The following is a 23,787-nucleotide window of genomic DNA, read 5'->3' as shown; positions in this document are numbered from 1 at the left end:
GGCGTGGCGTCACTGATCGGAGCCGCCCGGCCACATCAGGGGCCGCAGCTCGACGGTCTCGCCCGGGCCGGCGAACTTCGCGGCGACGGCCTCGGCGCGGGCCTGGTCCTCGACGTCGATGAGGAAGAAACCGGCGAGGTGTTCCTTGGCCTCGGAGTACGGGCCGTCGGTGGCCAGCGGTGCGCCGTCGCGCCACCGGTAGAGCCGGGCGGTGCGGGGGTCGGCGAGCGCCTCGCCGACGACCAGTTCCCCGTTGGCGTGCAGCTCGGTCATCACCTGCTCGAAGTCGGCGTTGAGCCGGTCGCGTACCTCGGCGGGAAGCTCCTGGTGGGCGGCGAGGTATTCGGAGGTGGGGTGGCCCCACGGCTCCGGGTTGGAGTGGATCATGATCACGTACTTCACTGTCGGTCCTTCGCGTCGTGCGGCGGTGCCTCCCCGCCGCTCGCCCGGTACGACGGAGCGGGATCGCCGATGTCTACATATCCTCGCGTCATGAGTGACGCGGTTGGTGTCGGTGACCTGGTCGAGGATTTCACGCTGCCGGACGAGACGGGTACGCCACGGCGGCTGTCGGAGTTCCTGGCCGCCGGTCCGGTGGTGCTGTTCTTCTATCCGGCGGCGATGACGCGGGGCTGCACGGCGCAGAGCTGCCACTTCCGGGACCTGGCGGCGGAGTTCGCGGCGGTGGGCGCGTCTCGGGTGGGGATCAGCCGGGATCCGGTGCAGCGGCAGGCCGAGTTCGCCCGCCGGCACGGGTTCGACTATCCGCTGCTGTCCGACGCCGACGGGACGGTGGCGCGGGCGTTCGGGGTGCGGCGGCGGTTGCCGCTGGGCGCGCTGAGCACCCGGCGGATGACGTTCGTGATCGGCACCGACCGGCGGGTCCTCGCCGTGGTGCACAACGAGCTGAACATGAACGAGCACGCCGACGCGGCGTTGCGGGCCCTCGGGGGCTGATCATCGCGGTGTCGCAGCCGGCTGGTATCAAGGCTGCGTCAAACAGGTGTACGGAAGAGGGCGTGATGGCGGGTCAGGGTTTGTCCACTGACGAGGTTCAGGGAATCCGGGAGGCCCTTGCGGCGGGCCGCAAGCCCCGGGTGGTGTTCACCGAGGCGGCCGGGCAGATGGCCGGGCAGCTCGGGCAGGTGGTGGAGCTGACCGACCCGGCGGCGTCGGAGGAGTTCGTGGTGGTGCGGTTCGGCCGCGACGAGCTGCCCTTCTCCCCCGCCGACGTGGCGATCGCCCCCAAGGGCGCCGGGCGGCGTCCGGCCGCCGAGGCGAAGCCGGAACCGGAGCAGCCACCGGCGGCCCCGCCGGAGCCGGAGTTCGTGCTGGACACGCCGCGGGTGCCGGCGCCGCGGCGGGAGGAGCCGAAGGCCGAGCAGCCGGCGGCGGAGCCGAAGCCGGCGAAGCGGGCGGTGAAGGCCGCGAAGCCGAAGACGCCGCCGGGGCTGACCGTCACCCTCGCGTACGCCGAGGGCGAGTGGACGGTGGCCGCGCAGCAGGGCACGAAGGCGCTGGCCCGGCCGTACGTGGTGAAGCCGGCCGAGGCGCTGCGGATGGTGGCGCTTGTCGACGTGCCGGGGGTGCAGGAGGCGGTGGAGCAGATCCTGGCCGCCGAGCGGGCCGAGGCCGAACAGCAGGCGGAGAAGCTGCGCGCCGAGCTGGCCGAGATCGAGGCGCGGCTGGCGGAACTGCGCGAGGCGCGCTGACCCCGGAACGCCCCGCGGGGCCGGTGCGACCCCCTCGCACCGGCCCCGCGCCCCTGCGCCCACAGGTCGATCAGTGTTGCGGAATGTTCTGTACCCCGATCCGGCGGCGGAACACCCAGTACGTCCAACCCTGGTACGCCAGCACGATCGGCGTGAACACCACTGCGACCCAGGTCATGATCTTCAAGGTGTACGGGGTGGACGCGGCGTTGGTGGCGGTCAGCGTGCCGGCCGCGTCGAGGGTGGACGGCATGACGTTCGGGAACAGCGCGGCGAACAGCGTCGCCACGGCCAGGGCGATGGCCACCGCCGTACCGGTGAACGCCCAGCCCTCCCGGCGTACCTTGGCCGCGGCCAGACCGCCGAGCAGGGCGAGGGCGGCACCGACGGCTAGCACGACGGCGGCGGCGCTGGAGCGGATGCTCAGCGACCAGCTCAGGAACGCCACGGCGGCCACGGCGGTGCCGACACCGAGCTTGACGGCGAGGGCGCCGGCGCGCTCCCGGATGTCACCGGTGGTCTTGAGCGCCAGGAACACCGCGCCGTGGGTGAGGAACAGCCCCAGCGTGGTCAGGCCGCCGAGCAGCGCGTACGGGTTGAGCAGGTCGAGCAGGCCGCCGACGTACTCGTGGTCGGCGTCCAGCGGCACGCCGCGGAAGATGTTCGCGAACGCCACGCCCCACAGCACCGCCGGGATCGCGGAGCCCCAGAAGATGGCCTGGTCCCAGCGGCGCTTCCAGGACGCCTCGGGCCGCTTGTGGCGGTACTCGAAGGCGACACCGCGGGCGATCAGGGCCAGCAGGATCAGCAGCAGCGGCAGGTAGAACCCGGAGAACAGGGTGGCGTACCACTCGGGGAAGGCGGCGAACATGGCGCCGCCGGCGGTGATCAGCCACACCTCGTTGCCGTCCCAGACCGGGCCGATGGTGTTGATCAGGACGCGGCGCTGCCTGTCGTCGCGGCCGAGCACCGGCAGCAGCATCCCGACGCCGAAGTCGAAGCCTTCGAGGATGAAGTAGCCGGTGAAGAGCACCGCTACGAGGAGAAACCAGACGGTCGTCAGTTCCACGGTTGGGCTCCGGGGTGTCAGTAGGCGAACGCCAGCGGGCGCTCGGCGTCGTCGGTGTCGTCGTCGTCGGTCTGCGGGGTGACGTCCGGTACGCCGGCGCGGGCGTAGCGGACCAGCAGTTTGAACTCGACCACCGCGAGGACGGCGTAGATGAGGGTGAACGCGGTGAACGAGGTGAGCACCTCGGTCAGGGAGACGCTGCGGGACACACCGTCACGGGTGAGCATCTCGCCGAAGACGATCCACGGCTGACGGCCCATCTCGGTGAAGATCCAGCCGAAGGAGTTGGCCAGCAGTGGCAGCACGGGCATGACCAGGCCGGCGCGCAGCAGCCACTTGCTGGTGGGGGTGCGGCCCTTGCGCTGGCTCCACAGCACCAGCAGCGCGATCGCGGCGGCGGCCAGCCCGAAGGCGATCATGAACCGGAAGCTCCAGTAGGTGACCGGGATGATCGGGGCGTAGTTGCCGGGGCCGTACTGGCTGGCGTACTGGGCCTGCAGGTCGTTGATGCCCTGCACGGTGCCGTTGGGGTCGCCGGTGCCGAGGAACGACAGCAGGTACGGGATCTTGACGGCGAACAGCTCGCGGCTGCCGTCCAGGCTGCCGACGGTGAGCACGGAGAACGAGGCGGGGCTCTCGGTGGTGTAGAGGCCCTCCGCGGCCGCCATCTTCATCGGCTGCACCTCGGTCATGATCTTGCCCTGGATGTCGCCGGTGAGGATCACCAGCGCCGAGGAGACCAGGACCGTCCAGGAGCCGAGCTTGGTGGCGAAGCGGTACGCGCCGGTGTCGGCGCTGTCGCGGTTGCGCATCACGTGCCACAGGCCCACGGTCACCATCAGCGACCCGGCGACCAGGAACGCGCCGGCCAGGGTGTGCGGGAAGGTCACCAGGGCGACCTTGTTGGTGAGCACGGCGACGAAATCGGTCAGCTCGGCGCGGCCGCTCTCCGGGTTGATCCGGAAGCCGACCGGGTTCTGCATGAACGAGTTCGCGGCGAGGATGAAGTACGCCGACAGGTTGGTGCCGATCGCGGCGGCCCAGATCGAGGCCAGGTGCAGGCGCTTGGGCAGCCGGTCCCAGCCGAAGATCCACAGGCCGATGAACGTGGACTCCAGGAAGAACGCCACCAGGGCCTCGATGGCCAGCGGCGCCCCGAAGATGTCACCGACGAAGCGGGAGTAGTCGCTCCAGTTCATGCCGAACTGGAACTCCTGCACGATGCCGGTGACCACACCCATCGCGAAGTTGATCAGAAAGAGCTTGCCGTAGAACTTGGTGAGTTTGAGGTACCGCTCGTTGCCGGTGCGGTGCCACATGGTCTGGAGGATCGCCACCAGCACGGACAGGCCGATGGTCAACGGCACGAACAAGAAGTGGTAGACGGTGGTGACACCGAACTGCCAGCGGGCGACGTCCAACGCGTCCACCAGAAAACCCCCAGCTGTGCATACTACGAGACGTAGTAGATACTACTCGGCGTCGTAGCGAAAGCAGCAGGGCCGCAGGGCCCCACCCGGCCCGGGACCAATGACCCTGATCACCCTTGCCGGAGGACCTGCGGTCCCGGGATCACCCCTGCCGGAGGACCCCCACCGGCTCCCCGGCCCGTGCCCGCACGTGCGACCATCCAGCACTGATGAACAGCACCCCTTGGCGTGCGCCGCTGCTGTGGCGGGGCGCGCAGACGCTCGCCCGCGCCGTCGTCGGGCTGGTCGGCCGGCTGGAGGTCACCGGCGACGTGCCCGACGCGCTGCGCCACGGCCCGCTGATCCTGGCCGCCAACCACATCAGCCCATTCGACCCCGTGGTGCTCGCCGCCGCCTGCCAGGTCCGGCGCGTCGCACCCCGGATCATGGCCACCGGCGGGCTGTTCCGCGCCCCGCTGATCGGCTCGCTGATGCGCCACGCCGGGCACATCCGCGTCGACCGGGGCACCGCCGCGGTGCACCGCTCGCTGGAGGTCGCCGCCCAGGCCGTGGCCGGCGGGTCGGTGGTGCTCGTCTACCCGGAGGGACGCATCGGGCTCGACCCGGGCATGTGGCCCGAGCGGGGCAAGACCGGCGCGGCCCGCCTCGCGTTCGCCAGCGGCGCCGCCGTCGTACCGGTGGCCCAATGGGGCTCGCACGAGGTGCTGCCCTACCGGGCGCCCAAGGGGATGCTGCGTGCGGTGGCCCGGGCGATCGTGCGCCGACCGGCCATCCGGGTGCACTTCGGCGCCCCGGTGCCGCTGGACGACCTGCGGCCGGGCTCCCCCGGCGCGGCCCGGCAGGCCACCGACCGGATCATCGACGCGATCACCGAGGACCTCGTGCCGCTGCGTCCCGACGAGCCCGATCGGCCCCGGCACGTCGACCCCGGCCGCCCGGTGGACGACAGCCGCGCGCACCGCCGCCGTACCGGCTGACGCATCGTGGGCGCGGTGGCGGGTATCAAGCCGCGCATCCCGTACGCGGAGAGGACCCGGTCATGACCGCTGTTCGAGCACTCGTTCTCAACTGCACCCTGAAGCACTCCCCGGCGACGTCCAGTTCACAGGTGCTCGGCCAGGAGGTGCTCGACGCGCTGGCCGAGCAGGGCGTCGACGGCGAGATCGTCCGGGTGGTCGACCACGACGTGCGCTTCGGGGTCTCCGTCGACGAGGGCGACGGCGACGGCTGGCCCGCCATCCGCGCCAAGCTGCTCGCCGCCCAGATCCTGATCATCGCCACGCCGATCTGGCTCGGTCAGCCCTCGTCGGTGACCAAGATGGTCCTCGAACGGTTGGACGCCGAGCTGTCCGAGACCGACGACCAGGGCCGCCTGTGCACCTACGGCAAGGTCGGCGGGGTGGCAGTGGTCGGCAACGAGGACGGCGCGCACCACACCATCGCCGAGGTGCAGCAGGCCCTCAACGAGGTGGGGTTCACCTGCCCGGCCGCCGGGGCCACCTACTGGGTCGGGGAGGCGCTGCACAAGACCGACTACATCGACGCCCGCCCCAAGCCCGACACGACCGGCCGCACCACCGCCGCGCTGGCGCTCAACAGCGCCCACCTGGCCCGGCTGCTCGCGGAGAGCCCCTACCCGCCCCCCGGAACCCGCAACGCGGCCACCGGCCCCAGCAGCCGGCCCGGCTGACCCGACGCCCCCTACCCACTCCGGCTGGCCGCGTCCGCCGCGGTCGACGCTTCTATAGGTGGGCCGGTTCCGGGAGGTTGGTATCGGTAGGGTTCGACGTTGGTGATCTATGGGTGACTCATGCAAGATCTGGCCGCTGTCAGTTGGTGTGCCGTGGCGTCGACTTGTCCTCGTGGGTTGCCGGCGTCGGCCCGGCCCACCTTGTTGGCCTGATCAGAAGCCTGTCCGCGAAGGGGTGTGCAGCCCGTGTCGCGTGACTCATCACAGATGTGCCGCTGGATGATCGCTCCCGGGCCGACGCCGTCCGAACGTCGTCCCGTGCAAGGGAGAACCGTCCGTGTTTCCCATCCTGGCAGAACGTCTGGCCGAGCGTGTCGACGCGGTCGTCGGTGTGGACACCCATACCGATACGCACACCGCCGCGGTGCTCACCGCGGTCGGCACCGTGCTGGCGGAGATCACCGTGCCGGCCACCGACGACGGCGCCGCTGTCCTGCTGGCCTGGGCCGGCCGGCAGACGGCCGTGCTGGGAACGGGCCGGCGGGCCTGGGCCCTGGACGGCGCTCGTTGTCACGGTTGAGTTCCCCCCGCTTTGATGGAGCGGTGGTTACCTGCTGCCGGCTGGCGCAGGGGTGGCGATAGGTGGCTCGGCTGGTTGCGGCTGGCGGGTGTGCCAGGCGGTCTCGTACTCGTTCGGGCTGAGGTAGCCCAGTTCCTTCTGTATGCGGCGGGTGTTGTACCAGCCGTCGATGTAGGCGAAGATCGCGTTCTCGGCCTCGTCGCGGGTCCGCCAGGACGTGCGGTAGACGAGTTCGATCTTCAGCGTGGACCAGAAGTTCTCCATCAGGGCGTTGTCGTACGAGTCGCCGACGGAGCCCATCGACGGCAGGATCCCGTTGTCCTGCAAGCGTTCCGCGAAGCGGAACGACGTGTAGTTCGACCCGCGGTCGCTGTGGTGGATCAACTGGCCGTCGCGGACGTCGCGCGACCAGATGCCGTATTCGAGGGCGGCGAGGATCAGGTCGGTGTCGCAGCGGTCAGACGTCTTCCACCCGACGATCCGGCGGGAAAACGCGTCGCGGACCGCAGCCAACCAGAACACACCCTCACCGCACGGGATGCGGGTGGCGTCGGCAACCCAGAGCCGGTTCGGCCCGTCGGCGGTGAACTGCCGATTGACCAGATCCGGCGCCGGCGTGTGCCGGGGATCCTGCTTCGTGGAGCCACCACGCCAGCCTCGACGCAGGAACGCCCCCTGCCAGCCCTGCTCGGCCATCAGCCGCTCGACGCGCTTGCGGCCCACGCGGATGCCGTCACGGCGCAGCTGCCGGTGGACCCGGTCAGCGCCGTAGGTGCGCCCGGAGGTCTCCCAGATCTCGTGGATGTTGGAGATCAGCCCCAGGTCGACGACGTCCCGGTCGCAGGGCTGCTCGGCCTGCTTGACCCACGCGTAGTAGGTTGAAGCGCCGATGTTGAGGACCCGTAGCAGGAGCGCGACCGCGAACTGGTCACGGTGTTCGTGAATGAACCTCATGACCGTCGCCGGGTCGGGTCGAGCTCCGCCGCGAAATACGCACTCGCGGCCTTCAGAATCTCGTTCGCCCGCCGCAACTCGGCAACTTCCTTGCGCAGCCGCCGGTTCTCGTCCGCCATCTCGCTGGTCGGCCGGTCGTGACGCTCACCCGTGTCGGCCTCGGCCTGGCGGATCCAGTTCCGCAACGCCTCGTGATGCACGCCGAGTTGCTCGGCCAGGCGCCGGATCACCGGCTTCGGGTCCGACTCGCGATACAGGCGCACGGCGCGCTGACGTAGCTCGTCGGGGTACTTCTTCGGTGCTGCCACGGACGACTTCCTCCCCACGGCCATAAGACCATGATCAAGAAGCTCCATGAAAGCGGGGGTGGCTCACCTCACCCCGCACCGACGGCGACCGGGAAGCCCTGCGCCTGCTGCACGTCTGCCGCCGCCACTACAGCGACACCCGCACCGCCACCATCAACCTGTTCAAATCGGTGATCCTCACCGCCGACGACGACCTCCGCACACAGATGCGAGGACTGAGCACCCTGCGACAGGTCCAGCACGCCACCACCCTCACCACCACCAGCGGCAGCGGTCTCGACCGGCTGCGCCGCACTCACCTGGCAACCCTCGCCGAGCAGATCCAGACCCTCGACCGGCTCCTGAAAGCCAACCTCACCGAAATCCGCACCCTGGTCGACAAACTCTGCCCCACCCTGCTCGACCAACCCGGCATCGGCCCCGTCACCGCCGCGATCGCGCTGACCGCCTGGTCACACCCCGGCCGGTTCCGCAACGAAGCCGCCTTCGCCTCACTCGCCGGCGTCAGCCCCGTCCCCGCCAGCTCCGGGCGCATCACCCGCCACCGCCTCAACCGAGGCGGCGACCGCACCCTCAACGCCGCCCTGCACACCATCGCCAAAACCCGCCAACGATGCCACCAGCCCACCAAGGACTACATCAACCGCCGCACCACCGAAGGCCGCACCCCAGCCGAGATCACCCGCAGCCTCAAACGCTACATAGCCCGCCAAATCTGGCGCACCCTCGAAGCCACCACTTGACAGCAACCTTCACAGATCTTGCAGTTGGCGCCCCGGCAAATCCGGCCAACCGCCCTCGACGAGGGCCGCAAGTGCAGGATCGGCGAGGCGGGGGTGGGCAGGGTGGGTCAGGGGGTAGCGCGCAGACGTTCGTCGAGGGCGGTCAGGTCGGGCACGAACCACACCTGGTCGTGCCGGTTCGACTCGGCCACCAGCGCGCGCAGCGCGCCGCTGCGCTCCAGGTGCGCGGAGATGTCACCGACGATCGCCAGGCGCAGCCGGTAGTTGACGAACTTCTGCATCACCTCACCGGCGAAGCGGGTGCCGAGCGTGAAGAAGCCGGGGTCGAGCCGTTCGGCCGGCACCGCCACCACGGTCGCACCGAGGAACGCCGCGCCGATCAGGTCCAGCGCGTCGGCCTCGGTGGCGATCGGCGGGCCGTCCGGGCCGCAGACCAGCACCGGCACGCCGGCGCGCTCCTGCATCAGGTCAGCCATCGCGGCGTTCCCCGCCGAGCAGGCCGTTGCCGCCGTCGAGCACGCCGTCGAGCAGGCGCAGCAGGTCGGCGGTGGCGGTGAGATCGCCCAGGATCACGATGGTCATGCGGTGCCGCTCCTCGTCGTGGACCGTCTGCACGCGCAGCGGGCGGTCCGGGTCGTGGTGGGTGTTCACGCCCGCCAGCACCAGCGTGGCGAGCCGGTCGACGGCGGCCCGGTCGACGCCGTCGAGGCGAACGACGCTGGACACCTCCGCTCCCGGCGCCGGAGCAGCCGCCGTGGGCCGGCCGGTCAGCGCGTCCAGGTCCGCGCGGGCGATCCGGTACTGCTTGCCGATCCGCGTGGCCCGCAGCCGGCCCGAGCGGATGTAGCCGCGCACCGTGCGCACGTGCAGGCCGAGCAGGTCAGCAACCTGCTCCACCGAATACATGTCGTTACTCATCGCACCCTATCTTAGCGACGATAGGGAACGATAGGTAATTTCACTGCCTGGCCATGTGCGCGTCACCCGGGCCGGGCATACTGCCCGCGTGCAGCCCCGTCACGGCTACCTCGACGCGCCCGCGCCGCTGGCGTTCGCCCACCGCGGCGGCGCGGCCGACGGCGACGAGAACACCGCCACCGCGTTCGCCCGTGCCGTCGCCCTGGGCTACCGGTACGTGGAGACCGACGTGCACGCCACCGCCGACGGCGTACCGGTGGTGTTCCACGACCCGACGCTGCGCCGCGTCACGGGCGAGCCGGGCCGCATCGCGGACCTGCGCTGGGCCGACCTGTCCTCGGTACGGGTCGGCGGTGCCGCCCTGGTGCCACGCCTGGACGAGGTGCTCGGCGCCTGGCCGCAGGTGCGCTTCAACATCGACGTGAAGTCCGACGGCGGCGTGGCGCCCACCGTCGCCACGGTCACCCGGACCGGCGCCGGTGAGCGGGTGCTGCTCGCCTCGTTCAGTGACGCCCGGCTGGCCCGGCTGCGGGCGCTGGCCGGGCCGAAGGTCGCCACCAGCCTCGGCATGCGCGGCGTGGCCCGGCTGCGGCTGGCCTCGCTGCACGGACGGCCGCTACGGCTGCCCCCGTCGGTGGTGGCCGCGCAGGTGCCGGTCGCCTTCGGACGGGTGCCGGTGGCCGACCGGCGGTTCCTCGCGTACTGCCACCGGCTCGGGTTGCAGGTGCACGTCTGGACGATCGACGATCCCACCCAGATGCACCACTTACTTGATCTTGGTGTGGATGGCATCATGACCGATCACGTCAGCGTGCTCCGTGACGTCTATCGCAGTCGCGGCCACTGGGCCGCCTGAGCCCCCGAGGACGACCCCCGATGGCCGATACGGTCACCCCCGCCGTCGCCGACCCCGCCGGACCGGGCAGCACCCGCCGCGAGCGCACCGGCTGGTACTTCTACGACTGGGCGAACTCGGCGTTCCAGACCACTGTCATCACGGTCTTCCTCGGGCCGTTCCTCACCACGGTCACCGAACTCGCCGCCGGGTGCGAACTGGGCGCGGACAGCTGCGACGGCGCGGTGTACCCGCTGGGCATCAAGGTCGCCGCCGGCTCGTTCTACCCGTACCTGATCTCGCTGTCGGTCTTCCTCACCGTGTTCGTGCTGCCGGTGATCGGCGCGATCGCCGACCGGTCGGCGCACAAGAAGCGGCTGCTCGCCGCCGCGGCGTTCACCGGCGCCGGCGCGACCATCGCGTTCGCGTTCGTCACCGGCGAGCGCTACCTGCTCGGCGGCGCGCTGTTCCTGATCGCGAACATCTCCTTCGGCGCCGCCGTGGTCGTCTACAACTCGTTCCTGCCGCAACTGGGCGGCCCGGACGAACGCGACGGCATCTCCAGCCGCGGCTGGGCCATCGGCTACCTCGGCGGCGGCCTGCTGCTCGCGCTGAACCTGGTCGCGGTCACGATGCTCAGCGAGGAGGGCAACGCCCAGCGCACGCTGGACCTGGCCCGCTGGTCGATCGTGTCGGCAGGCGTGTGGTGGGCCGCGTTCACCCTGGTCCCGCTGCGCTGGCTGCGCGAACACCCCACCGCCGCAGCCCTGCAGGCGGGCGGCAACGTGCTCACCGACGGGTTCCGGCAGCTCGGGCGCACCCTGCGGGAACTGAAGACGTACCCGCTGACGCTGTTCTTCCTGCTCGCGTTCCTGGTCTTCAACGACGGCATCCAGACCGTCATCACGCTCGCCAGCCAGTACGGCACCGAGGAACTGCGGCTGGAGCAGAGCACCCTGATCGTGACCATCCTGCTGGTGCAGTTCCTCGCCTTCGGCGGCGCCCTCGCCCTCGGCTCGCTCGCCAAGCGCATCGGCGCCTGGAAGACCGTGCTGCTGTCGCTGGTGCTCTGGACCGGTGTGATCATCGCCGCGTTCCGGCTGCCCGCCGAGGCGCCGGTGCCGTTCATGATCCTCGGCGGCTGCATCGGCCTGGTGCTCGGCGGCAGCCAGGCGCTGAGCCGCTCACTGTTCAGTCAGCTCATCCCGGCCGGCAAGGAGGGCGAGTACTACGGCTTCTACGAGATCAGCGACAAGGGCACCAGCTGGCTCGGCCCGCTGGCGTTCGGCCTGGTCTTCCAGCTGACCTCGTCATACCGGGTGGGCCTGGTGTCTCTGCTGATCTTCTTCGTGGTCGGCTTCGCGCTGCTGGCCGCCGTGCCGATGCGCCGGGCCATCATCGCCGCCGGCAACACCCCGCCCCGGGTGCTCTGACCCGCCGTGCCCGTCGATCATCGGGGGCCTGATCGGGTGGTGTCGATGGACTAGGCTGCCCCGACGTGACCGACGACGCCGCCCAGACCTGCCTGGCCCGCCCCCTGCCGGGGCCCGGCGACGACCGGGCCGCCGGCTGCGCCGCCGCCCGCGGCGTCGACGGCCGGCCGCTGCACGCCGCCGCGCTGAAGTTCTTCTGGGGGCCGATGGACTGCGGCAAGTCCACCATGGCGTTGCAGATGAACCACAACCACGCCCGGCAGGGCCGCCGCGGCCTGGTCACCACCCGTATCGACCGCTCGCTGGGCCCGCAGGTCACCACCCGCATCGGCCTGGCCCACGAGGCGGTCGAGGTCACCGATGACCTCGACCTGCGCGCCCTGGTCCGCGACGCGTGGGCCGAGGGGGTACGCGTGGACTACCTGATCTGCGACGAGGCGTCGTTCTACAACCTCGAACACATCGAGCAGATGGCCGAGCTGGTCGACCGGTTCGACGTCGATGTCTACGCCTTCGGCCTGGCCACCGACTTCCGCTCCTGTCTGTTCCCGGCCGCGCAGCGGCTGTTCGAGCTGGCCGACGAGGTGGCCCGCATCCAGGTCGAGGTGCTCTGCTGGTGCGGCCGGGAAGGGCTGCTCAACGCCCGCGTGGTGGACAGCCGGGTGGTGCGCGAGGGCGCGCAGGTCGTCATCGGCGACACCGTCGACACCGCCGACGTGCGCTACCAGGTGCTGTGCCGGCGCCACTACCGCTCCGGCGACCTCGGCCCGCGCGGCTGAACGTCAGAACGGGTCTCCGCACACCCGCCAGCCGCCGCCCTCCGGCACCACGGGCAGCTCCCGCTCCTCGCTGCCGCCGCCGTCGCGGTTGATCCGCACGATCACCGTCCCCGTCGGTTTGCCGGACCGGGTCGCCACCGACACGTCGACGATCTCGTAGCCGCTGACCTGCGGTGGCGTACGGACCCAACTGCCGAAGCCCGACTTGCTCCACTTGCCCCGGGCCTCGGCGCACAGCCGCTCGTACGCCGCGTCGGTGTCCCCGGACGCGACGTCGCGAAAGAACCCGTCGGCGGTCTCCCGCACCGGCCCGTCGGCCTGGAGCACCACCTGCGCGTTCCACGCCGCCAGACCGGCCACCCCGATCAGGCAGGTGCCCACGCCGAGACCGGCGATCAGCACGCCCGCGCGTAGCGGGCGGCGACGCCGGGCCGGGTGCTGCCACTCCCGTTGCCTGCCCATCACCGACGACGGTAGGCAACCGGGCAGCGGCGCGCAGGCACTTGCGGTGCTCCGGCCGAGCCGGCCTCGCGCTCGTACCTGACAACAGGTGGCAGGTACGAGCGGCAGACTCCCGGTATGACCACGCACGCAGACATCGCCATGATCAACCTGGACAGCTCCGACCCCGCCGCACACGCGGCCTTCTACGCCCACGCGCTCGGTTGGGAGATCACCCACAGTCAGGCCGAGTACGCGATGATCGTCAAGGACGGCACGTCGATCGGCTTCGGCCTGGTGCCCGGCTACGCGCCGCCGGCCTGGCCGGACGAGAGCGGCGGAAAGCGGTACCACCTCGACCTCTACGTCGACGACGTGACGGTCGCGGAGAAGGACCTGGTGGCGGCCGGCGCGACCCGGCCCGGGTTCCAGCCCGGCGGTGAGCGGTGGACCGTGCTGCTCGACCCGATCGGCCAGCCGTTCTGCCTCTGCCCCCGCCCGCAGGGCTGACCGGTCAGCGCAGCGGGCCGCGGAGCACCGCGGCCCGCATCGCGGCCGGATCGGCGGCCGGGACGTACTCCAGCCACCAGGTGGCGCCCGCCTGCGTTACCTGCGCCAGGTAGGCCCGCTCGGCCCGCTCGTCGGGACTCCGCCGCCGGCCGCCGAGGGCCACGTCGAATGCCTGGCCGTCCGCCCGGCGGGCCGGCAGTGCGGCGACCAGTTCGGCCACCTCGTCGGGCGTGAAGTCGGACCACCCCTCGGTGTCGGTCAGCTTGTAGGGCACGATCCCGTCCGCCCGGGCGGCGCGCCGCAGCACCGCCTTCGCCTGGGTGCTGCCGCCCACCCAGACCGGCACCCGGGGCGACTGCACCGGCGCCGGACGCAACGCCACGCCCTCGGCCCGGTAGTGGACGCCGCGGTGCGTGACCGGTTTGCCGCCGAGGAGCCCGACCAGCAGGTCGAGGCCCTCGTCGAGCATCGCGGCGCGGGTCTTGAGGTCGGTGGGCTCGCCGAACGCGGCCAGACCCGGGTCAGCGGGGTCGCCGACTCCGACCGCGACGCCGGCCCGGCCCCCGGAGAGGTGGTCGAGGGTGAGCACCTCGCGCGCCAGCTTGGCCGGTCGGCGCCGCGGCAGCGCGGTGACAGTGGTGCCGAGCCGTACCCGTTCGGTGCGCCCGGCGATCGCGGCCAGCACCAGCCACGGATCCCAGGTGGGTGGGTCGTCGCCGGAGTGGTGGACGAGGTAGTCCTCCAGGAAGATCCCGTCCCAGCCGACCCGCTCGGCCAGCTCACCGAGGGCCACCAGGTCGGTAACCGTCAGTGCCGCCCCGCCGCAGGCGATCTCCAGTCCGTGTCGCATGCCGGCACCCTACGGCGGGGCTACGACGGGCTCAGCCGCGCCGGCGGGCCCGCGCGGCCCAGATCGCGTACGCCGGGTCGCGGTCCAGGTTGTGCCGGTCCCGGTCGTAGCGGCGGGTGGTACGCGGGTCGGCGTGCCCCATCGCGTCCTGCACGTCCTCCAGCGGAACCCCCTCGGAGCGGGCCGTGGTGGCGAACGCGTGGCGCAGCGAGTGCGGCGACAGCTTCGCCCACGCGGCGATCCCGGCACGTTGTGCGAGGCGGCGCACCAGCCTGAACACGGCGTGCCGGTCCAGCCGGCCGCCGGTGGAGGTGACCAGCAGCGGACCGGTCAGCTCCGGCACCGTGACAACCTGCGCGGCGGCCCGCACGGCCAGGTAGGCGTCGACCGCGTACGCGGTGCCGGGGGTGAGTGCGCGCCGGCGTACCTTGCCGCCCTTGCCGACGAAGCGGACGCTGCGGTGACCGCGCTCCGTGCCCAGGTCGGACACGTCCAGCGCGACCAACTCCCCGACCCGCAGGCCCAGGTCGGCCAGCAGTGCGACGGCGGCCCGGTTCCGGGCGGCGGCCGGGCCGGTGTCGGCCTCGGCGGCGGCGATCAGCGCGTCGACCTCCTCGGGGGTCAGGCCGACGGTGGCGGAGTGGTCCCGGTCCACGCGCGGACGATCCGCCGCCGACACCGGGTTGGCCGGCACCGCGCCCAGCTTGACCAGGAAGTCGTACCAGCTCGACAGCGCGGACAGCCGGCGCGCGACGGTGGCCGGGGTGAGCGGGCGGCCGGCCCGGCCGCGGGGTGTGGTCTCCAGTTCGCGGCCGTAGGTGTTGACGTCGAGGAAGGTCGCCCGCAGCGGATCCACGCCGTGTTCGGCGCACCAGCTCAGCCAGCCGGTGACGTCGCGGCGGTACGCGTCGCGGGTGTGCTCGGACAGCCGCCGGTTGCGCAGCCACGCCTCGGTGACGTCGGCCGGGCCGGCGGGCAGGGCGGCGGGGCGGGCGCGGGGCAGCACCTCGGGGCGAAGCATGTGAGAAAGGTTCTCAGTAAGTGGGGGGTTTGGCGACGAGGCGCGCCCGTTCCCGGCCGCCCGGGCCGGGTTACCGTCACCGGGTGCGTGCCAGCCGGCTGGTCTCCCTGCTGCTACTCCTGCAGACCCGGGGGCGGATGACAGCCCCGGAACTCGCCGACGCCCTGGAGGTGTCGGTGCGAACCGTCTACCGCGACGTCGAGTCGCTCGGCGCCGCCGGTGTGCCGGTGTACGCCGATCGGGGGCCGGCCGGCGGATACCGACTGCTGGAGGGCTACCGGACCCGGCTCACCGGGATGACCGGCCCGGAGGTCGAGGCGCTGTTCCTCGCCGGTCTGCCCGGCCCGGCCGCCGAACTGGGACTGGCGTCGGTGGTGGCCGCCGCCGAGTTGAAGGTGCGCGCTGCGCTCCCCGGTGAGCTGGCCGACCGCAGCGGCCGGATCCGGCAACGATTCCATCTGGACGCACCCGGCTGGTTCCGGCACCCCGAAGCCACCCCGCACCTGGAGGCGCTGGCCGGCGCGGTCTGGCGGGACCGGCTCGTGCGGCTGCGCTACCGGCGCTGGCGCGCGCCGCGGGAGGTGACCCGGCTCGTCGCCCCGCTGGGCGTGGTGCTCAAGGCCGGCCGCTGGTATCTGGTGGGCCGCTGCGAGGAACAGGTACGCACCTACCGGGTCGGTGCGGTGCTCGACGTCGAGGTCACCGACGAGCCGTACGCGCGGTCCGACGACTTCGACCTGGCCGCGTACTGGCGGGAGTGGACCGCCCGCTACGAACGCGACGTATACCGCGACCAGGCCCGCATCCGGCTCACCGTGGCGGCGCTGGAGTTCATGCCGTACGTGTTCCCGCCGGAGATGAGCCGCGCCGCCCGGGCCGCGGCCGGTGAGCCCGGCCCGGACGGATGGCTGGAGACCACGGTGCCGATCGAGTCGGTCCGGCACGCCCACGCCGAATTGCTGAAGCTCGGCGCGGAGGTCGAGGTGCTGACCCCGGCCGACCTGCGCGAACGGTTCATCGCGACCGCGCATGCGTTGGCCCGGCTCTACGGCGACGCGGGGTCGGCCGGTGCTCCGGCCTCCCCCGCGTCGGCGTGACGTGCTCAGGCGGTGGTGAGCTGACGGTGGCCGTTGCTCTCGGCGGGCGTGCTCACCGTGATCCGGCGCGGCTTGGCGCGCTCGGCGATCGGGATGCGCAGCGTCAGCACCCCGTTGTCGTAGCCGGCCTCAAGCCGGTCGGTGTCGAGCGTGTCGCCCAGGAACAGCTGCCGGGTGAACGTGCCCATCGGACGCTCGGCGGCGACCAGCTCGACGTTCTCGCCGGTGGGGCGGCGGCGTTCGGCGCGGACGGTCAGCACGTTGCGCTCGACGGTGCAGTCGATGCTGTCCGGGTCCACACCGGGCAGGTCGAACGCCGCGTAGAAGTGGTCGCCGTCGCGGTACGCGTCGAGGTGCATCACGGCGGGCCGGGCGGTGGTGCCGAAGAACTGCTCGGCGATCCGGTCGATCTCGCGGAACGGGTCGGTACGCATCAACATGGCTCTTGCCTCCTCGGTTCTCCTGGCCCAAGGTCTCAAGTTGAGTCTAAGTGACTCAAGTTCCTGGTTCTGTTTTAGCGCGCCTGCGCCGCCTCGTCAACTCGTCCCGCAAGCGTCTTCTCGAACCAGTGCTGCGCGTACGGTCCGCTGGTGAAGGCGGGGATCTCCCGGTAACCGTGCCGGGCATACAGGGCACGCGCCTCGACCAGGTCGGAGCGGGTGTCCAGCCGGATCCGCGTCACCCCGCCGGCGGTCGCGTACGCCTCGATCGCGGCGATCAGCGCCGCCCCACCCCCGGCACCCCGGTGCTCCGGGCGCACGTACACCCGGGTCAGCTCGGCCCAGTCCGGCTGCCATCGCAGCCCGGCGCACCCGGCGAGGCGGCCGTCGCGCCGGGCCAGCACCAGCAGCCCGGCTGGCGGGACCAGGTCGTCGCTCGGGTCCTCGGCCAGCGCGGCGTCCACCTCAGCGGGCCGCTCCGGACGGCCATACCAGCGGCGCACCATCTCCGCCATGTACTCGCGCAGCAGCAGCGCCGCGTCCGGCTCGTCCGGGTGCACGACCCGCGTGCTCCAGCCGGTCACGGGCCGGTCCGCCAGTAGACGCCCTGCTCGCGGGTGAGCAGCATGTCGTCGATCAGGTAGCGGCGCAGCGTCACGTGGTCGGCCTCGCCGCCCTCGCACCACCGGCGCAGCGCGTCGTCCACCTCCCGCTCCGGGTAGCGCCGCCCGGGTTCGAAGGTGCGTTCGGTGATGTGCTCCAGCAGCACGCGGCGGCGCCCCCGCTGCGCCGGCAGCCGGGTCAGCGCGCCGTCGCGCAGGAACGTGCGCAGGATCGTCTCGCGCGGGTTCGCGGCCGGCGCCGCCGAAGCCGCCGCACCGGCCCGCGCGAACTCGCGCAGCCGCTCGGCGTCGACCCGCAGGCCGCCGTCGTCGGCGAGCACCCCGGCGTCGGTGAGACGGCGGACGGCCACTGCGGCGTCGCGGGCGGGCAGGCCGGTACGGGCCACCACGGCCGGCACGTCCCGGGCGCCGAGCACGATCGCGGCGAACACGGTCCGGCGGCGCTCGTCGGCGAGCGCCCCGGCGAGGGCTTGAGCGGTCATGGCGGGCAGCCTGTCAGCAACCCGCCGGATCCGGCGAGGCGTTTTCCGGCCGCCGGGCTCACAGCCGCCGGTGCATCACGTGCAGCCCGACCCGTCCCAGCGTCGGGTGCGCGAACGCCTCCGGCACGGTGCCGATGACGGTGAAGCCGAGCCGCCGGTACAGCTCCACGGCTGCCGCGTTGGTCTCCACTACGGCGTTGAACTGCATCGCGGCGAAACCCTGCCGCCGGGCCCAGTCCAGCGCCTCCTCGCACAGCGCCCGGCCCACACCCCGGCCGCGGGCGTCCGCCGCGACCATGAAGCTCGCCGTCGCCACGTGCGAGCCCGGCCCGGGCCGGTTCGGGCCCATCTTCGCGGTGCCGCACACCGCGCCGTCGTGGTCCACCGCGACCGAGGTACGCCCCGGCGGGCGCTCCACCCACACCTCCCGCAACGTCTCCGGCGGCCAGTCCGGGTCGTACGGGAACGTGTCGGCGGCGGTGATGACGTCGGCGAGGATCGGCCGGACCGGGGCCCAGTCGGCGTCTGTGTAGTCACGAATCAGCATCGGCGCGCACGCTAGCCGCCGCCCCGGCCGTCCGGCCACCGGTTTCCGTCCACCCGGCCGAGGGTGGCGGGGCATCGACGGACCACCGGCCGGGGCCATCATGGACGGGTGGCCGAATCAGTCGCCGACATCGATCGGAGCGAGGCCGCCGCACCCGGCGGCCCGCCGCCCGCCGGTCCGCGTACCGCCGCGTCCCTGGTGGTGGGCGCGGTCCTCACTGTCGTGCTGCTGTCGCTGGCCGGCCGCTACGGCTACCACCGCGACGAGCTGTACTTCCTGCTGTGCGGCCGGCACCTCGACTGGGGCTACGTCGACCAGGGGCCCCTCGTGCCGGCCCTGGCCCGGCTGGCCGACACGATCGCGCCGGGCAACCTGGTGGTGCTGCGTACCCCGTCGGCGTTCATCGGCGGCGCGGCGGTGGTCCTGGTCGCCGCGACCGCCCGGCAGTTCGGCGCCGGCCGCGCCGCCCAGACGGCCGCGTCGGTGCTCGCCGCCGCCTCGGGCATCGTGCTGGCCGGCGGCCATCTGCTCAGCACCACGAGCGTCGACCTGCTGGTGTGGCTGGCCGCCACGCTGTGCGTGGTACGGATGCTGCGCACCGGCGACACCCGGTGGGCGCTCGGCGCCGGGCTCGCGCTCGGTGTCGGCCTGCTCAACAAGCCGCTGCCCGCGCTGCTCGGCGTCGGCCTGGTCGCCGGGTTGCTGATCGCCGGGCCGCGCGGGCTGCTGCGGGACCGGTGGGTGCTCGCCGGTGCGGGCGTCGCCGCGCTGCTCGCCGTGCCGTACGCGGCGTGGCAGGCCGCGCACGGCTTCCCGCAGCTCGACGTCGCCGCGTCGATCGCCGACGGGGACAGCTCCTACAGCGGCCGGATCGACGCGGTGGTGCTCCAGTTCCTGATCATCAGCCCGTTCGCTGTTCCGGTGTGGGTCGCCGGGCTGGTGGCGCTGCTGCGCCGGCCGGCCTGGGCGGCGTACCGGTCGCTTGCCTGGGCGTGGTTGGTGGTGGTCGCGATCGTGGTGGTGGCCGGCGGCAAGGGCTACTACGACGCGCCGCTGCTGCTGGTACTCGCCGCCGCCGGGGTGGTGCCGGTCGTCGCGTGGGCGCGGCGGGGCGCGCCCCGGGTCCGGCAGGCGTTGCTGGTCACCGCCGCCGTGCTGATGGCCGCGAGCAGCGCGGTGCTGCTGCTGCCCACGCTGCCGGCCGACCGGCTGCCCGGGTTCGTGGTCGCGGCCAACTACGACGCGGGCGAGACCATCGGCTGGCCTGAGTTCGCCGACTCGGTGGCCGCCGTGCACCGCGCGCTGCCGCCGGCCGAGCGCGACCGGGCGGTGGTGCTGACCGGCAACTACGGCGAGGCCGGCGCGCTGGCCCGGCCCGGGGACTGCCCCGCGCGTACTCCGGGCACAACAGCATGGCCACGTTCGGCCGGCCGCCCGACGACGCCGACGTGGTGATCGTCGTCGGCTGGTCCCGGCCGGAGCCGTTGCGTGCCTGGTTCACCGAGCTCACCGAGGCGGGCCGGGTCGACCAGCGGGTCGACGTCGACAACGACGAGAACGGCGAGCCGATCTTCCTCGCCCGGGGCCTGCGGCGTCCGTGGTCACAGATCTGGGACACCGAGGTACGCCACGGCTCCTGAGATAATTGCCGCCATGCTCTGGGGAGTCAGCGGGCCGATCTTCCTCCTCGACTACCTCGGCGCGGTCGCCGTGGCCGTCGTGATCGCCGTGGCGGTACGCGAACTGACCGGCCGCCGTACCCGCGGTGCGACACCCGACCGGGTCGAGCTGGCGTACCTGACCGACCGGGCGCTGCTGGCCTGCCAGGTCGGGGTGGCCGCGCTGCGCCGCGCAGGCGGGGTCGACGTCGGCGAACTCGCCACCCTGCACGCGCAGGGACCGCCCCCGGCCGGCTCGCCCGCGCTGGTGCGCGCCCTGCACTCCGCGCTGCGCCGCCCGCAGACCTGGGCGGCGGTGCTCGCCGACCCGGCGGTGGGCCGGGCGCTGCGCCGTACGGTCGGGCGGCTGGTCCGCGACGGCTGGCTGCTCACCCCCGGGCAGCGGCGGCGTATCGCGCTGGGCACGGTGCCGTTGTTCGCGGTCGCCGCGGTCGGTTTGACCCGGCTCGTGGACAGCGCTGTCGAGGGGCGCTCGGCGGGCGGTCCGGCGTCGGTCGCCGGGCTGCTGTTGTGCTGCCTGGCCACCGCGCTCGGTGGCTGGTGGCTGACCGAGGTGCCGGAGACCGGCGCCGCCGCCCGCGCGCTGCTGCGACGGCTGCGCCGCGAGCACGCCGACCTCGACCCCGAGCGCCGCCCGGTCTGGCAGGGCCGGGACACCGACACGCTGCTCACCGGAATGGCCCTGTTCGGCCCCCGTCCCCTGCTCGCGGTGGACCCGGCGTTCGCCGTGCAGGTGGGCGTCGACCCGGAACGGGACCGTCCTCGCCCCGACCGCAAACCCGCCCGCCGCTGACCGAACCCCCCATTTCGCGTCGATCATGAGGTTGACGGTGTCCGGCGCCCCGGTTTGTCCGGTACAACTTCATGATCGACCCGGACGGGGCAGGCCCGCCGGTTTCCTTGTCTTGGGGGCCGGGAAGGCTCGGGCATGGCCGAGACATTCGTGAGCGAAGACCTGAAGACACTGCAGGCGATTGCGCGCGGGGCCGGCATACAGGAGGTCGACCGCCTGTCGCCGGACCAACTGGTCGAGGCGCTACGCCGCGCCGGGGTGACGAACGGTACGCAGGACCAGTGGCCGCCCCAGCCGATCGAGGACCCGGCGCACCTGGCCGGGCTGCCCCGCAGCTCGCTGACGCAGGGCGACGAGAGCACCGGCGGCCGGGCCGCCGAGGAGGCGATCGGCGCCATGCCCGGCGAGTCCGGCACCGAGATCAACGACCGCACCGAACGCTGACCGTACGCGAGGAAGGGCCGCCCCCGGTGTGGCCGGGGGCGGTCCGTCACGCTCGACCGGACGCGGTCAGTGCATGCCGGCTGCTGCCGCCTCCTCGCGGGCCCGGCGCTCGTCTCCGCTGAGCGTGTTCAGCGGCTTCTCCTTGATGAACAGCACGACGATCAGGGCGAGCAGCGCGAACGGCGCGCCGATGAGGAACATCTCCGACGTGGCGATGCCGTAGACGTCCTGCACGATCCGCAGCACCGGTTCCGGCAGGGCGGACAGGTCCGGCACCTCGGCCGATCCGCCGCCGGTCGCGATCGGGCCCAGCCGCTCGACGGTCAGCGAGGTCACCCGGTTCGCCAGGACCGCGCCGAGCGCGCTCACGCCGACCGCGCCGCCCATGCTGCGGAAGAACGTCAGCACCGAGGTGGCCGCGCCGAGTTCCGCGGCCGGTACGTCGTTCTGCGCGGCCAGCACCAGGTTCTGCAGGAGCATGCCGACGCCGACACCCAGCACCGCCATGTACACCGACAGCATCGGCACGCTCGTGTTCGCGTCGATGGTGCTCAGCAGCAGCATGCCGACCGTCATCACCGCGGCGCCGGCGACCAGGAACATCTTCCATCGGCCGTACTTGGTGATCAGCTGGCCGGCCACCGTCGAGGAGACCAGCAGGCCGAGGACCATCGGCAGGCTCATCAGGCCGGCCGCCGTCGGCGACTTGCCGAGCGAGGTCTGGAAGTACTGCGACAGGAAGACGGTGCCGCCGAACATCGCCACGCCCACGAGGATGCTCGCGATCGTGGTGAGGCTGACGGTGCGGTTGCGGAAGATGCCGAGCGGGATGATCGGCTCCTCGGTGCGGGACTCGACGAACACGGCGAGCGCGAGCAGCGCCAGCCCGCCGCCGACCAGCAGCGCGGTCCAGCCGGACGCCCAGTCGAACTTGTTGCCGGCCAGCGACGACCAGATCAGCAGCGTGGACACGCCCGAGGTGATCAGCAGGGCGCCGAGCCAGTCGATGCGGACCTTGCGGCGTACCACAGGCAGGTGCAGCGTCTTCTGCAGCAGCGCGATGGACAGCAGGCTGAACGGCACGCCGATCAGGAAGCACCAGCGCCACCCGAGCCAGGACGTGTCGACCAGGACGCCACCGATCAGCGGGCCGGCGATGGTGCCGACACCGAAGACGGCGCCGAAGATTCCGGCGTACCGGCCCAGCTCACGCGGCGGAATCATGGCCGCCATGACGATCGTGGCGAGCGCGGTCATGCCGCCCGCGCCAATGCCCTGGATGACCCGGCTGAACAGCAGCACCTCGACGTTCGGGGTGAAGCCGGCGACCAGCGAGCCGACCACGAACAGGCCGAGAGACAACTGGATCAGCAGCTTCTTGCTGTAGAGGTCGGCCATCTTGCCCCACAGCGGCACCGTCGCGGTCATCGCCAGCAGCTCGCTGGTGACGATCCAGGTGTAGACGGTCTGACTGCCGTCGAGGTCGGCGATGATCCGGGGCAGCGCGTTCGCCACCACCGTCGAGGCGAGGATCGCCACGAACATGCCGACCATCAGGCCGGACAACGCCTGGAGGACCTCCCGGCGTGACATCCGCGTACCCGTCTCGGCGGGCGGAACAGTGGCGGTGGTCATCGAACTCCTTGTCGTGTGCGCAGGCGAGCGGCCGTGCGCGGGCGGGAGGGGTCAGTACGGGTCGGGCAGGCCGGCGGCGACGGCGGCGAACGCCTCGGCGGTCAGTTCGCGCAGCGTCGCCGTGCCGGGTCGCTCGACCCACTGCATGAGGGCCGTGCGGAAGACCGCGCCGGCGACTGTGGTGACGAGCGTCGGGTGGCCGTGGCACGGGCCGAGCCCCAGCCGGGTGGCCACCGCCGCGACGATCACCTGCTCGGTCTCGGCGTTGCCGCTGATCAGGCGCGGAAGAAGCGACGGGTTCGCCGCGATCACCCGCAGGCGCAGCAGCCACACGTCCCGATCTGCCTCGATGGCCTCGACCACGTCGTCGAAGGCCTGCCGCAGCGCGTCGAACGCGGACAGCTCCGGCGGGGCGGCGACGATGCGGGCGGCAAGCACCTCGCGGTCGGTCGGCTGGTCGCCGAGCAGCGCCTCGTCCTTGCTGGGGAAGTAGTTGAAGAAGGTGCGGGCCGACACGTCGGCGGCCTCGCTGATCTCCTCCACCGTCACCTGGTCCAGGCCGCGTTCGGCGACCAGGCGCAGCGCGGCGGCGCTGAGGGCGGCGCGGGTCTGGCGCTTCTTGCGGTCACGCAGGCCGGGGCGGCTCTGATCCGGGGTCACGCGCCGACTCTACGAGTGATCTTGCAGACAGTGCAAACTTTTAGTGAGTGAAGTGACGGGCGCCGCATGGCAGCGGCGCCGGAAAACGGGTTGAGAGCGGTTCCGGACGTCCCG

At 72.2% G+C, this 23,787-nt stretch carries 31 protein-coding genes; 15 read left to right on the top strand and 16 right to left on the bottom strand.

Annotated elements, in window-relative coordinates:
• Positions 1-9: 9 nt before the first annotated feature.
• The gene (locus O7611_RS13980; RefSeq protein WP_194803381.1) at positions 10-402 is read right to left on the bottom strand and encodes a YciI family protein; all 393 of its coding nucleotides are present in this window, start codon (positions 400-402) and stop codon (positions 10-12) included.
• 90 nt (positions 403-492) lie between these two features.
• On the opposite strand from O7611_RS13980, the gene O7611_RS13975 reads away from it, so the two are divergent.
• Together O7611_RS13975 and O7611_RS13970 are read left to right on the top strand one after the other, a co-directional pair.
• Positions 493-957: a peroxiredoxin gene (locus O7611_RS13975; RefSeq protein ID WP_194803382.1), complete on the top strand. Its 465-nt coding sequence runs from the start codon at positions 493-495 to the stop codon at positions 955-957.
• 65 nt (positions 958-1,022) lie between these two features.
• Positions 1,023-1,712, top strand: a complete 690-nt coding sequence (locus O7611_RS13970; protein ID WP_194803383.1) for a hypothetical protein — start codon at positions 1,023-1,025, stop codon at positions 1,710-1,712.
• A 70-nt stretch (positions 1,713-1,782) separates the two neighbouring features.
• Here the strand turns inward: O7611_RS13970 and cydB are convergent, their stop codons facing one another.
• Both cydB and O7611_RS13960 read right to left on the bottom strand, forming a co-directional pair.
• Positions 1,783-2,781: a cytochrome d ubiquinol oxidase subunit II gene (gene cydB / locus O7611_RS13965; RefSeq protein ID WP_013286337.1), complete on the bottom strand. Its 999-nt coding sequence runs from the start codon at positions 2,779-2,781 to the stop codon at positions 1,783-1,785.
• 17 nt (positions 2,782-2,798) lie between these two features.
• A complete protein-coding gene (locus O7611_RS13960; RefSeq protein ID WP_194803384.1) occupies positions 2,799-4,211 on the bottom strand; it encodes a cytochrome ubiquinol oxidase subunit I in 1,413 nt (470 codons plus the stop codon).
• Between the two features lie 209 nt (positions 4,212-4,420).
• Here O7611_RS13960 and O7611_RS13955 point away from each other — a divergent pair, with 209 nt between their 5' ends.
• The 3 genes from O7611_RS13955 (at position 4,421) to O7611_RS13945 (ending at position 6,481) form a co-directional block, all read left to right on the top strand.
• Complete coding sequence (locus O7611_RS13955) at positions 4,421-5,188, top strand: lysophospholipid acyltransferase family protein (protein WP_269696985.1); 768 nt, start codon at positions 4,421-4,423, stop codon at positions 5,186-5,188.
• Between the two features lie 62 nt (positions 5,189-5,250).
• Positions 5,251-5,901: a flavodoxin family protein gene (locus O7611_RS13950; protein WP_269696984.1), complete on the top strand. Its 651-nt coding sequence runs from the start codon at positions 5,251-5,253 to the stop codon at positions 5,899-5,901.
• 337 nt (positions 5,902-6,238) lie between these two features.
• Positions 6,239-6,481: a hypothetical protein gene (locus tag O7611_RS13945; RefSeq protein ID WP_269696983.1), complete on the top strand. Its 243-nt coding sequence runs from the start codon at positions 6,239-6,241 to the stop codon at positions 6,479-6,481.
• A 27-nt stretch (positions 6,482-6,508) separates the two neighbouring features.
• On the opposite strand, the gene O7611_RS13940 is transcribed toward O7611_RS13945, so the two are convergent.
• Together O7611_RS13940 and O7611_RS13935 are read right to left on the bottom strand one after the other, a co-directional pair.
• Positions 6,509-7,435, bottom strand: coding sequence for an IS3 family transposase (locus O7611_RS13940; RefSeq protein ID WP_194803492.1), 927 nt, complete (start codon positions 7,433-7,435; stop codon positions 6,509-6,511).
• Positions 7,432-7,743, bottom strand: coding sequence for a transposase (locus O7611_RS13935; protein WP_194803493.1), 312 nt, complete (start codon positions 7,741-7,743; stop codon positions 7,432-7,434). Before O7611_RS13935 ends, O7611_RS13940 begins: the two co-directional genes overlap by 4 nt.
• Positions 7,744-7,913: 170 nt before the next feature.
• Between O7611_RS13935 and O7611_RS13930 the strand changes: the two genes are divergently transcribed.
• Complete coding sequence (locus tag O7611_RS13930) at positions 7,914-8,486, top strand: transposase (RefSeq protein WP_269696982.1); 573 nt, start codon at positions 7,914-7,916, stop codon at positions 8,484-8,486.
• Positions 8,487-8,593: 107 nt separating this feature from the next.
• Here the strand turns inward: O7611_RS13930 and O7611_RS13925 are convergent, their stop codons facing one another.
• Both O7611_RS13925 and O7611_RS13920 read right to left on the bottom strand, forming a co-directional pair.
• The gene (locus O7611_RS13925) at positions 8,594-8,962 is read right to left on the bottom strand and encodes a DUF4180 domain-containing protein (protein ID WP_194802558.1); all 369 of its coding nucleotides are present in this window, start codon (positions 8,960-8,962) and stop codon (positions 8,594-8,596) included.
• On the bottom strand, positions 8,955-9,404 hold the full coding sequence (locus O7611_RS13920; RefSeq protein ID WP_228532690.1) for a helix-turn-helix domain-containing protein: 450 nt from the start codon (positions 9,402-9,404) through the stop codon (positions 8,955-8,957). Before O7611_RS13920 ends, O7611_RS13925 begins: the two co-directional genes overlap by 8 nt.
• 88 nt (positions 9,405-9,492) lie before the next feature.
• Here O7611_RS13920 and O7611_RS13915 point away from each other — a divergent pair, with 88 nt between their 5' ends.
• The 3 genes from O7611_RS13915 to O7611_RS13905 all read left to right on the top strand — a co-directional run bounded on the left by O7611_RS13915 (position 9,493) and on the right by O7611_RS13905 (position 12,451).
• Positions 9,493-10,260 carry a glycerophosphodiester phosphodiesterase family protein gene (locus tag O7611_RS13915; RefSeq protein ID WP_194802557.1) on the top strand — a complete coding sequence of 256 codons (768 nt, stop codon included), beginning with the start codon at positions 9,493-9,495 and terminating at the stop codon, positions 10,258-10,260.
• A gap of 20 nt (positions 10,261-10,280) precedes the next feature.
• A complete protein-coding gene (locus tag O7611_RS13910; RefSeq protein WP_194802556.1) occupies positions 10,281-11,672 on the top strand; it encodes an MFS transporter in 1,392 nt (463 codons plus the stop codon).
• A 92-nt stretch (positions 11,673-11,764) separates the two neighbouring features.
• Positions 11,765-12,451 carry a thymidine kinase gene (locus O7611_RS13905; RefSeq protein WP_442929390.1) on the top strand — a complete coding sequence of 229 codons (687 nt, stop codon included), beginning with the start codon at positions 11,765-11,767 and terminating at the stop codon, positions 12,449-12,451.
• 3 nt (positions 12,452-12,454) lie between these two features.
• Here O7611_RS13905 and O7611_RS13900 read toward each other — a convergent pair whose 3' ends face one another.
• Positions 12,455-12,913 (bottom strand): Rv0361 family membrane protein, encoded by a 459-nt coding sequence (locus O7611_RS13900; RefSeq protein WP_194802555.1) that lies wholly within the window; start codon positions 12,911-12,913, stop codon positions 12,455-12,457.
• 117 nt (positions 12,914-13,030) lie between these two features.
• Between O7611_RS13900 and O7611_RS13895 the strand changes: the two genes are divergently transcribed.
• On the top strand, positions 13,031-13,402 hold the full coding sequence (locus O7611_RS13895) for a VOC family protein (RefSeq protein WP_194802554.1): 372 nt from the start codon (positions 13,031-13,033) through the stop codon (positions 13,400-13,402).
• A 4-nt stretch (positions 13,403-13,406) separates the two neighbouring features.
• Here O7611_RS13895 and O7611_RS13890 read toward each other — a convergent pair whose 3' ends face one another.
• Both O7611_RS13890 and O7611_RS13885 read right to left on the bottom strand, forming a co-directional pair.
• Positions 13,407-14,252 (bottom strand): LLM class flavin-dependent oxidoreductase, encoded by an 846-nt coding sequence (locus O7611_RS13890; protein ID WP_194802553.1) that lies wholly within the window; start codon positions 14,250-14,252, stop codon positions 13,407-13,409.
• 31 nt (positions 14,253-14,283) lie between these two features.
• Positions 14,284-15,273: a tyrosine-type recombinase/integrase gene (locus tag O7611_RS13885; RefSeq protein ID WP_194802552.1), complete on the bottom strand. Its 990-nt coding sequence runs from the start codon at positions 15,271-15,273 to the stop codon at positions 14,284-14,286.
• Positions 15,274-15,356: 83 nt separating this feature from the next.
• Here O7611_RS13885 and O7611_RS13880 point away from each other — a divergent pair, with 83 nt between their 5' ends.
• Positions 15,357-16,370, top strand: a complete 1,014-nt coding sequence (locus O7611_RS13880; RefSeq protein ID WP_194802551.1) for a helix-turn-helix transcriptional regulator — start codon at positions 15,357-15,359, stop codon at positions 16,368-16,370.
• 5 nt (positions 16,371-16,375) lie between these two features.
• On the opposite strand, the gene O7611_RS13875 is transcribed toward O7611_RS13880, so the two are convergent.
• From O7611_RS13875 to O7611_RS13860, 4 genes are all read right to left on the bottom strand, one after another.
• Positions 16,376-16,810, bottom strand: a complete 435-nt coding sequence (locus O7611_RS13875; protein WP_013286325.1) for an Hsp20/alpha crystallin family protein — start codon at positions 16,808-16,810, stop codon at positions 16,376-16,378.
• A 74-nt stretch (positions 16,811-16,884) separates the two neighbouring features.
• The gene (locus O7611_RS13870) at positions 16,885-17,394 is read right to left on the bottom strand and encodes a GNAT family N-acetyltransferase (RefSeq protein ID WP_269696981.1); all 510 of its coding nucleotides are present in this window, start codon (positions 17,392-17,394) and stop codon (positions 16,885-16,887) included.
• Complete coding sequence (locus O7611_RS13865) at positions 17,391-17,915, bottom strand: DUF2087 domain-containing protein (protein WP_194802550.1); 525 nt, start codon at positions 17,913-17,915, stop codon at positions 17,391-17,393. Before O7611_RS13865 ends, O7611_RS13870 begins: the two co-directional genes overlap by 4 nt.
• Before the next feature lie 58 nt (positions 17,916-17,973).
• Positions 17,974-18,462 carry a GNAT family N-acetyltransferase gene (locus O7611_RS13860; protein WP_194802549.1) on the bottom strand — a complete coding sequence of 163 codons (489 nt, stop codon included), beginning with the start codon at positions 18,460-18,462 and terminating at the stop codon, positions 17,974-17,976.
• 108 nt (positions 18,463-18,570) lie between these two features.
• Between O7611_RS13860 and O7611_RS13855 the strand changes: the two genes are divergently transcribed.
• From O7611_RS13855 to O7611_RS13840, 4 genes are all read left to right on the top strand, one after another.
• Entirely contained in the window at positions 18,571-19,917 is a 1,347-nt protein-coding gene (locus O7611_RS13855; protein WP_269696980.1) for an ArnT family glycosyltransferase, read from the top strand.
• Positions 19,875-20,102, top strand: a complete 228-nt coding sequence (locus O7611_RS13850) for a hypothetical protein (RefSeq protein WP_269696979.1) — start codon at positions 19,875-19,877, stop codon at positions 20,100-20,102. The genes O7611_RS13855 and O7611_RS13850 overlap by 43 nt, the downstream gene beginning before the upstream one ends.
• A 13-nt stretch (positions 20,103-20,115) precedes the next feature.
• Entirely contained in the window at positions 20,116-20,934 is an 819-nt protein-coding gene (locus O7611_RS13845; RefSeq protein ID WP_194802547.1) for a TIGR04222 domain-containing membrane protein, read from the top strand.
• A 135-nt stretch (positions 20,935-21,069) separates the two neighbouring features.
• Positions 21,070-21,378, top strand: coding sequence for a hypothetical protein (locus tag O7611_RS13840; RefSeq protein ID WP_194802546.1), 309 nt, complete (start codon positions 21,070-21,072; stop codon positions 21,376-21,378).
• Between the two features lie 66 nt (positions 21,379-21,444).
• Here the strand turns inward: O7611_RS13840 and O7611_RS13835 are convergent, their stop codons facing one another.
• Both O7611_RS13835 and O7611_RS13830 read right to left on the bottom strand, forming a co-directional pair.
• A complete protein-coding gene (locus O7611_RS13835) occupies positions 21,445-23,013 on the bottom strand; it encodes an MDR family MFS transporter (RefSeq protein ID WP_194802545.1) in 1,569 nt (522 codons plus the stop codon).
• Between the two features lie 51 nt (positions 23,014-23,064).
• Positions 23,065-23,673, bottom strand: a complete 609-nt coding sequence (locus O7611_RS13830; protein WP_194802544.1) for an acyl-CoA-like ligand-binding transcription factor — start codon at positions 23,671-23,673, stop codon at positions 23,065-23,067.
• Positions 23,674-23,787: the final 114 nt, after the last annotated feature.

Source organism: Micromonospora sp. WMMC273, from assembly GCF_027460285.1.
Lineage (GTDB): Bacteria > Actinomycetota > Actinomycetes > Mycobacteriales > Micromonosporaceae > Micromonospora > Micromonospora aurantiaca.
Note: the sequence above shows the minus strand (reverse complement) of the source record. Positions and strands in the feature narration are given on the sequence as shown.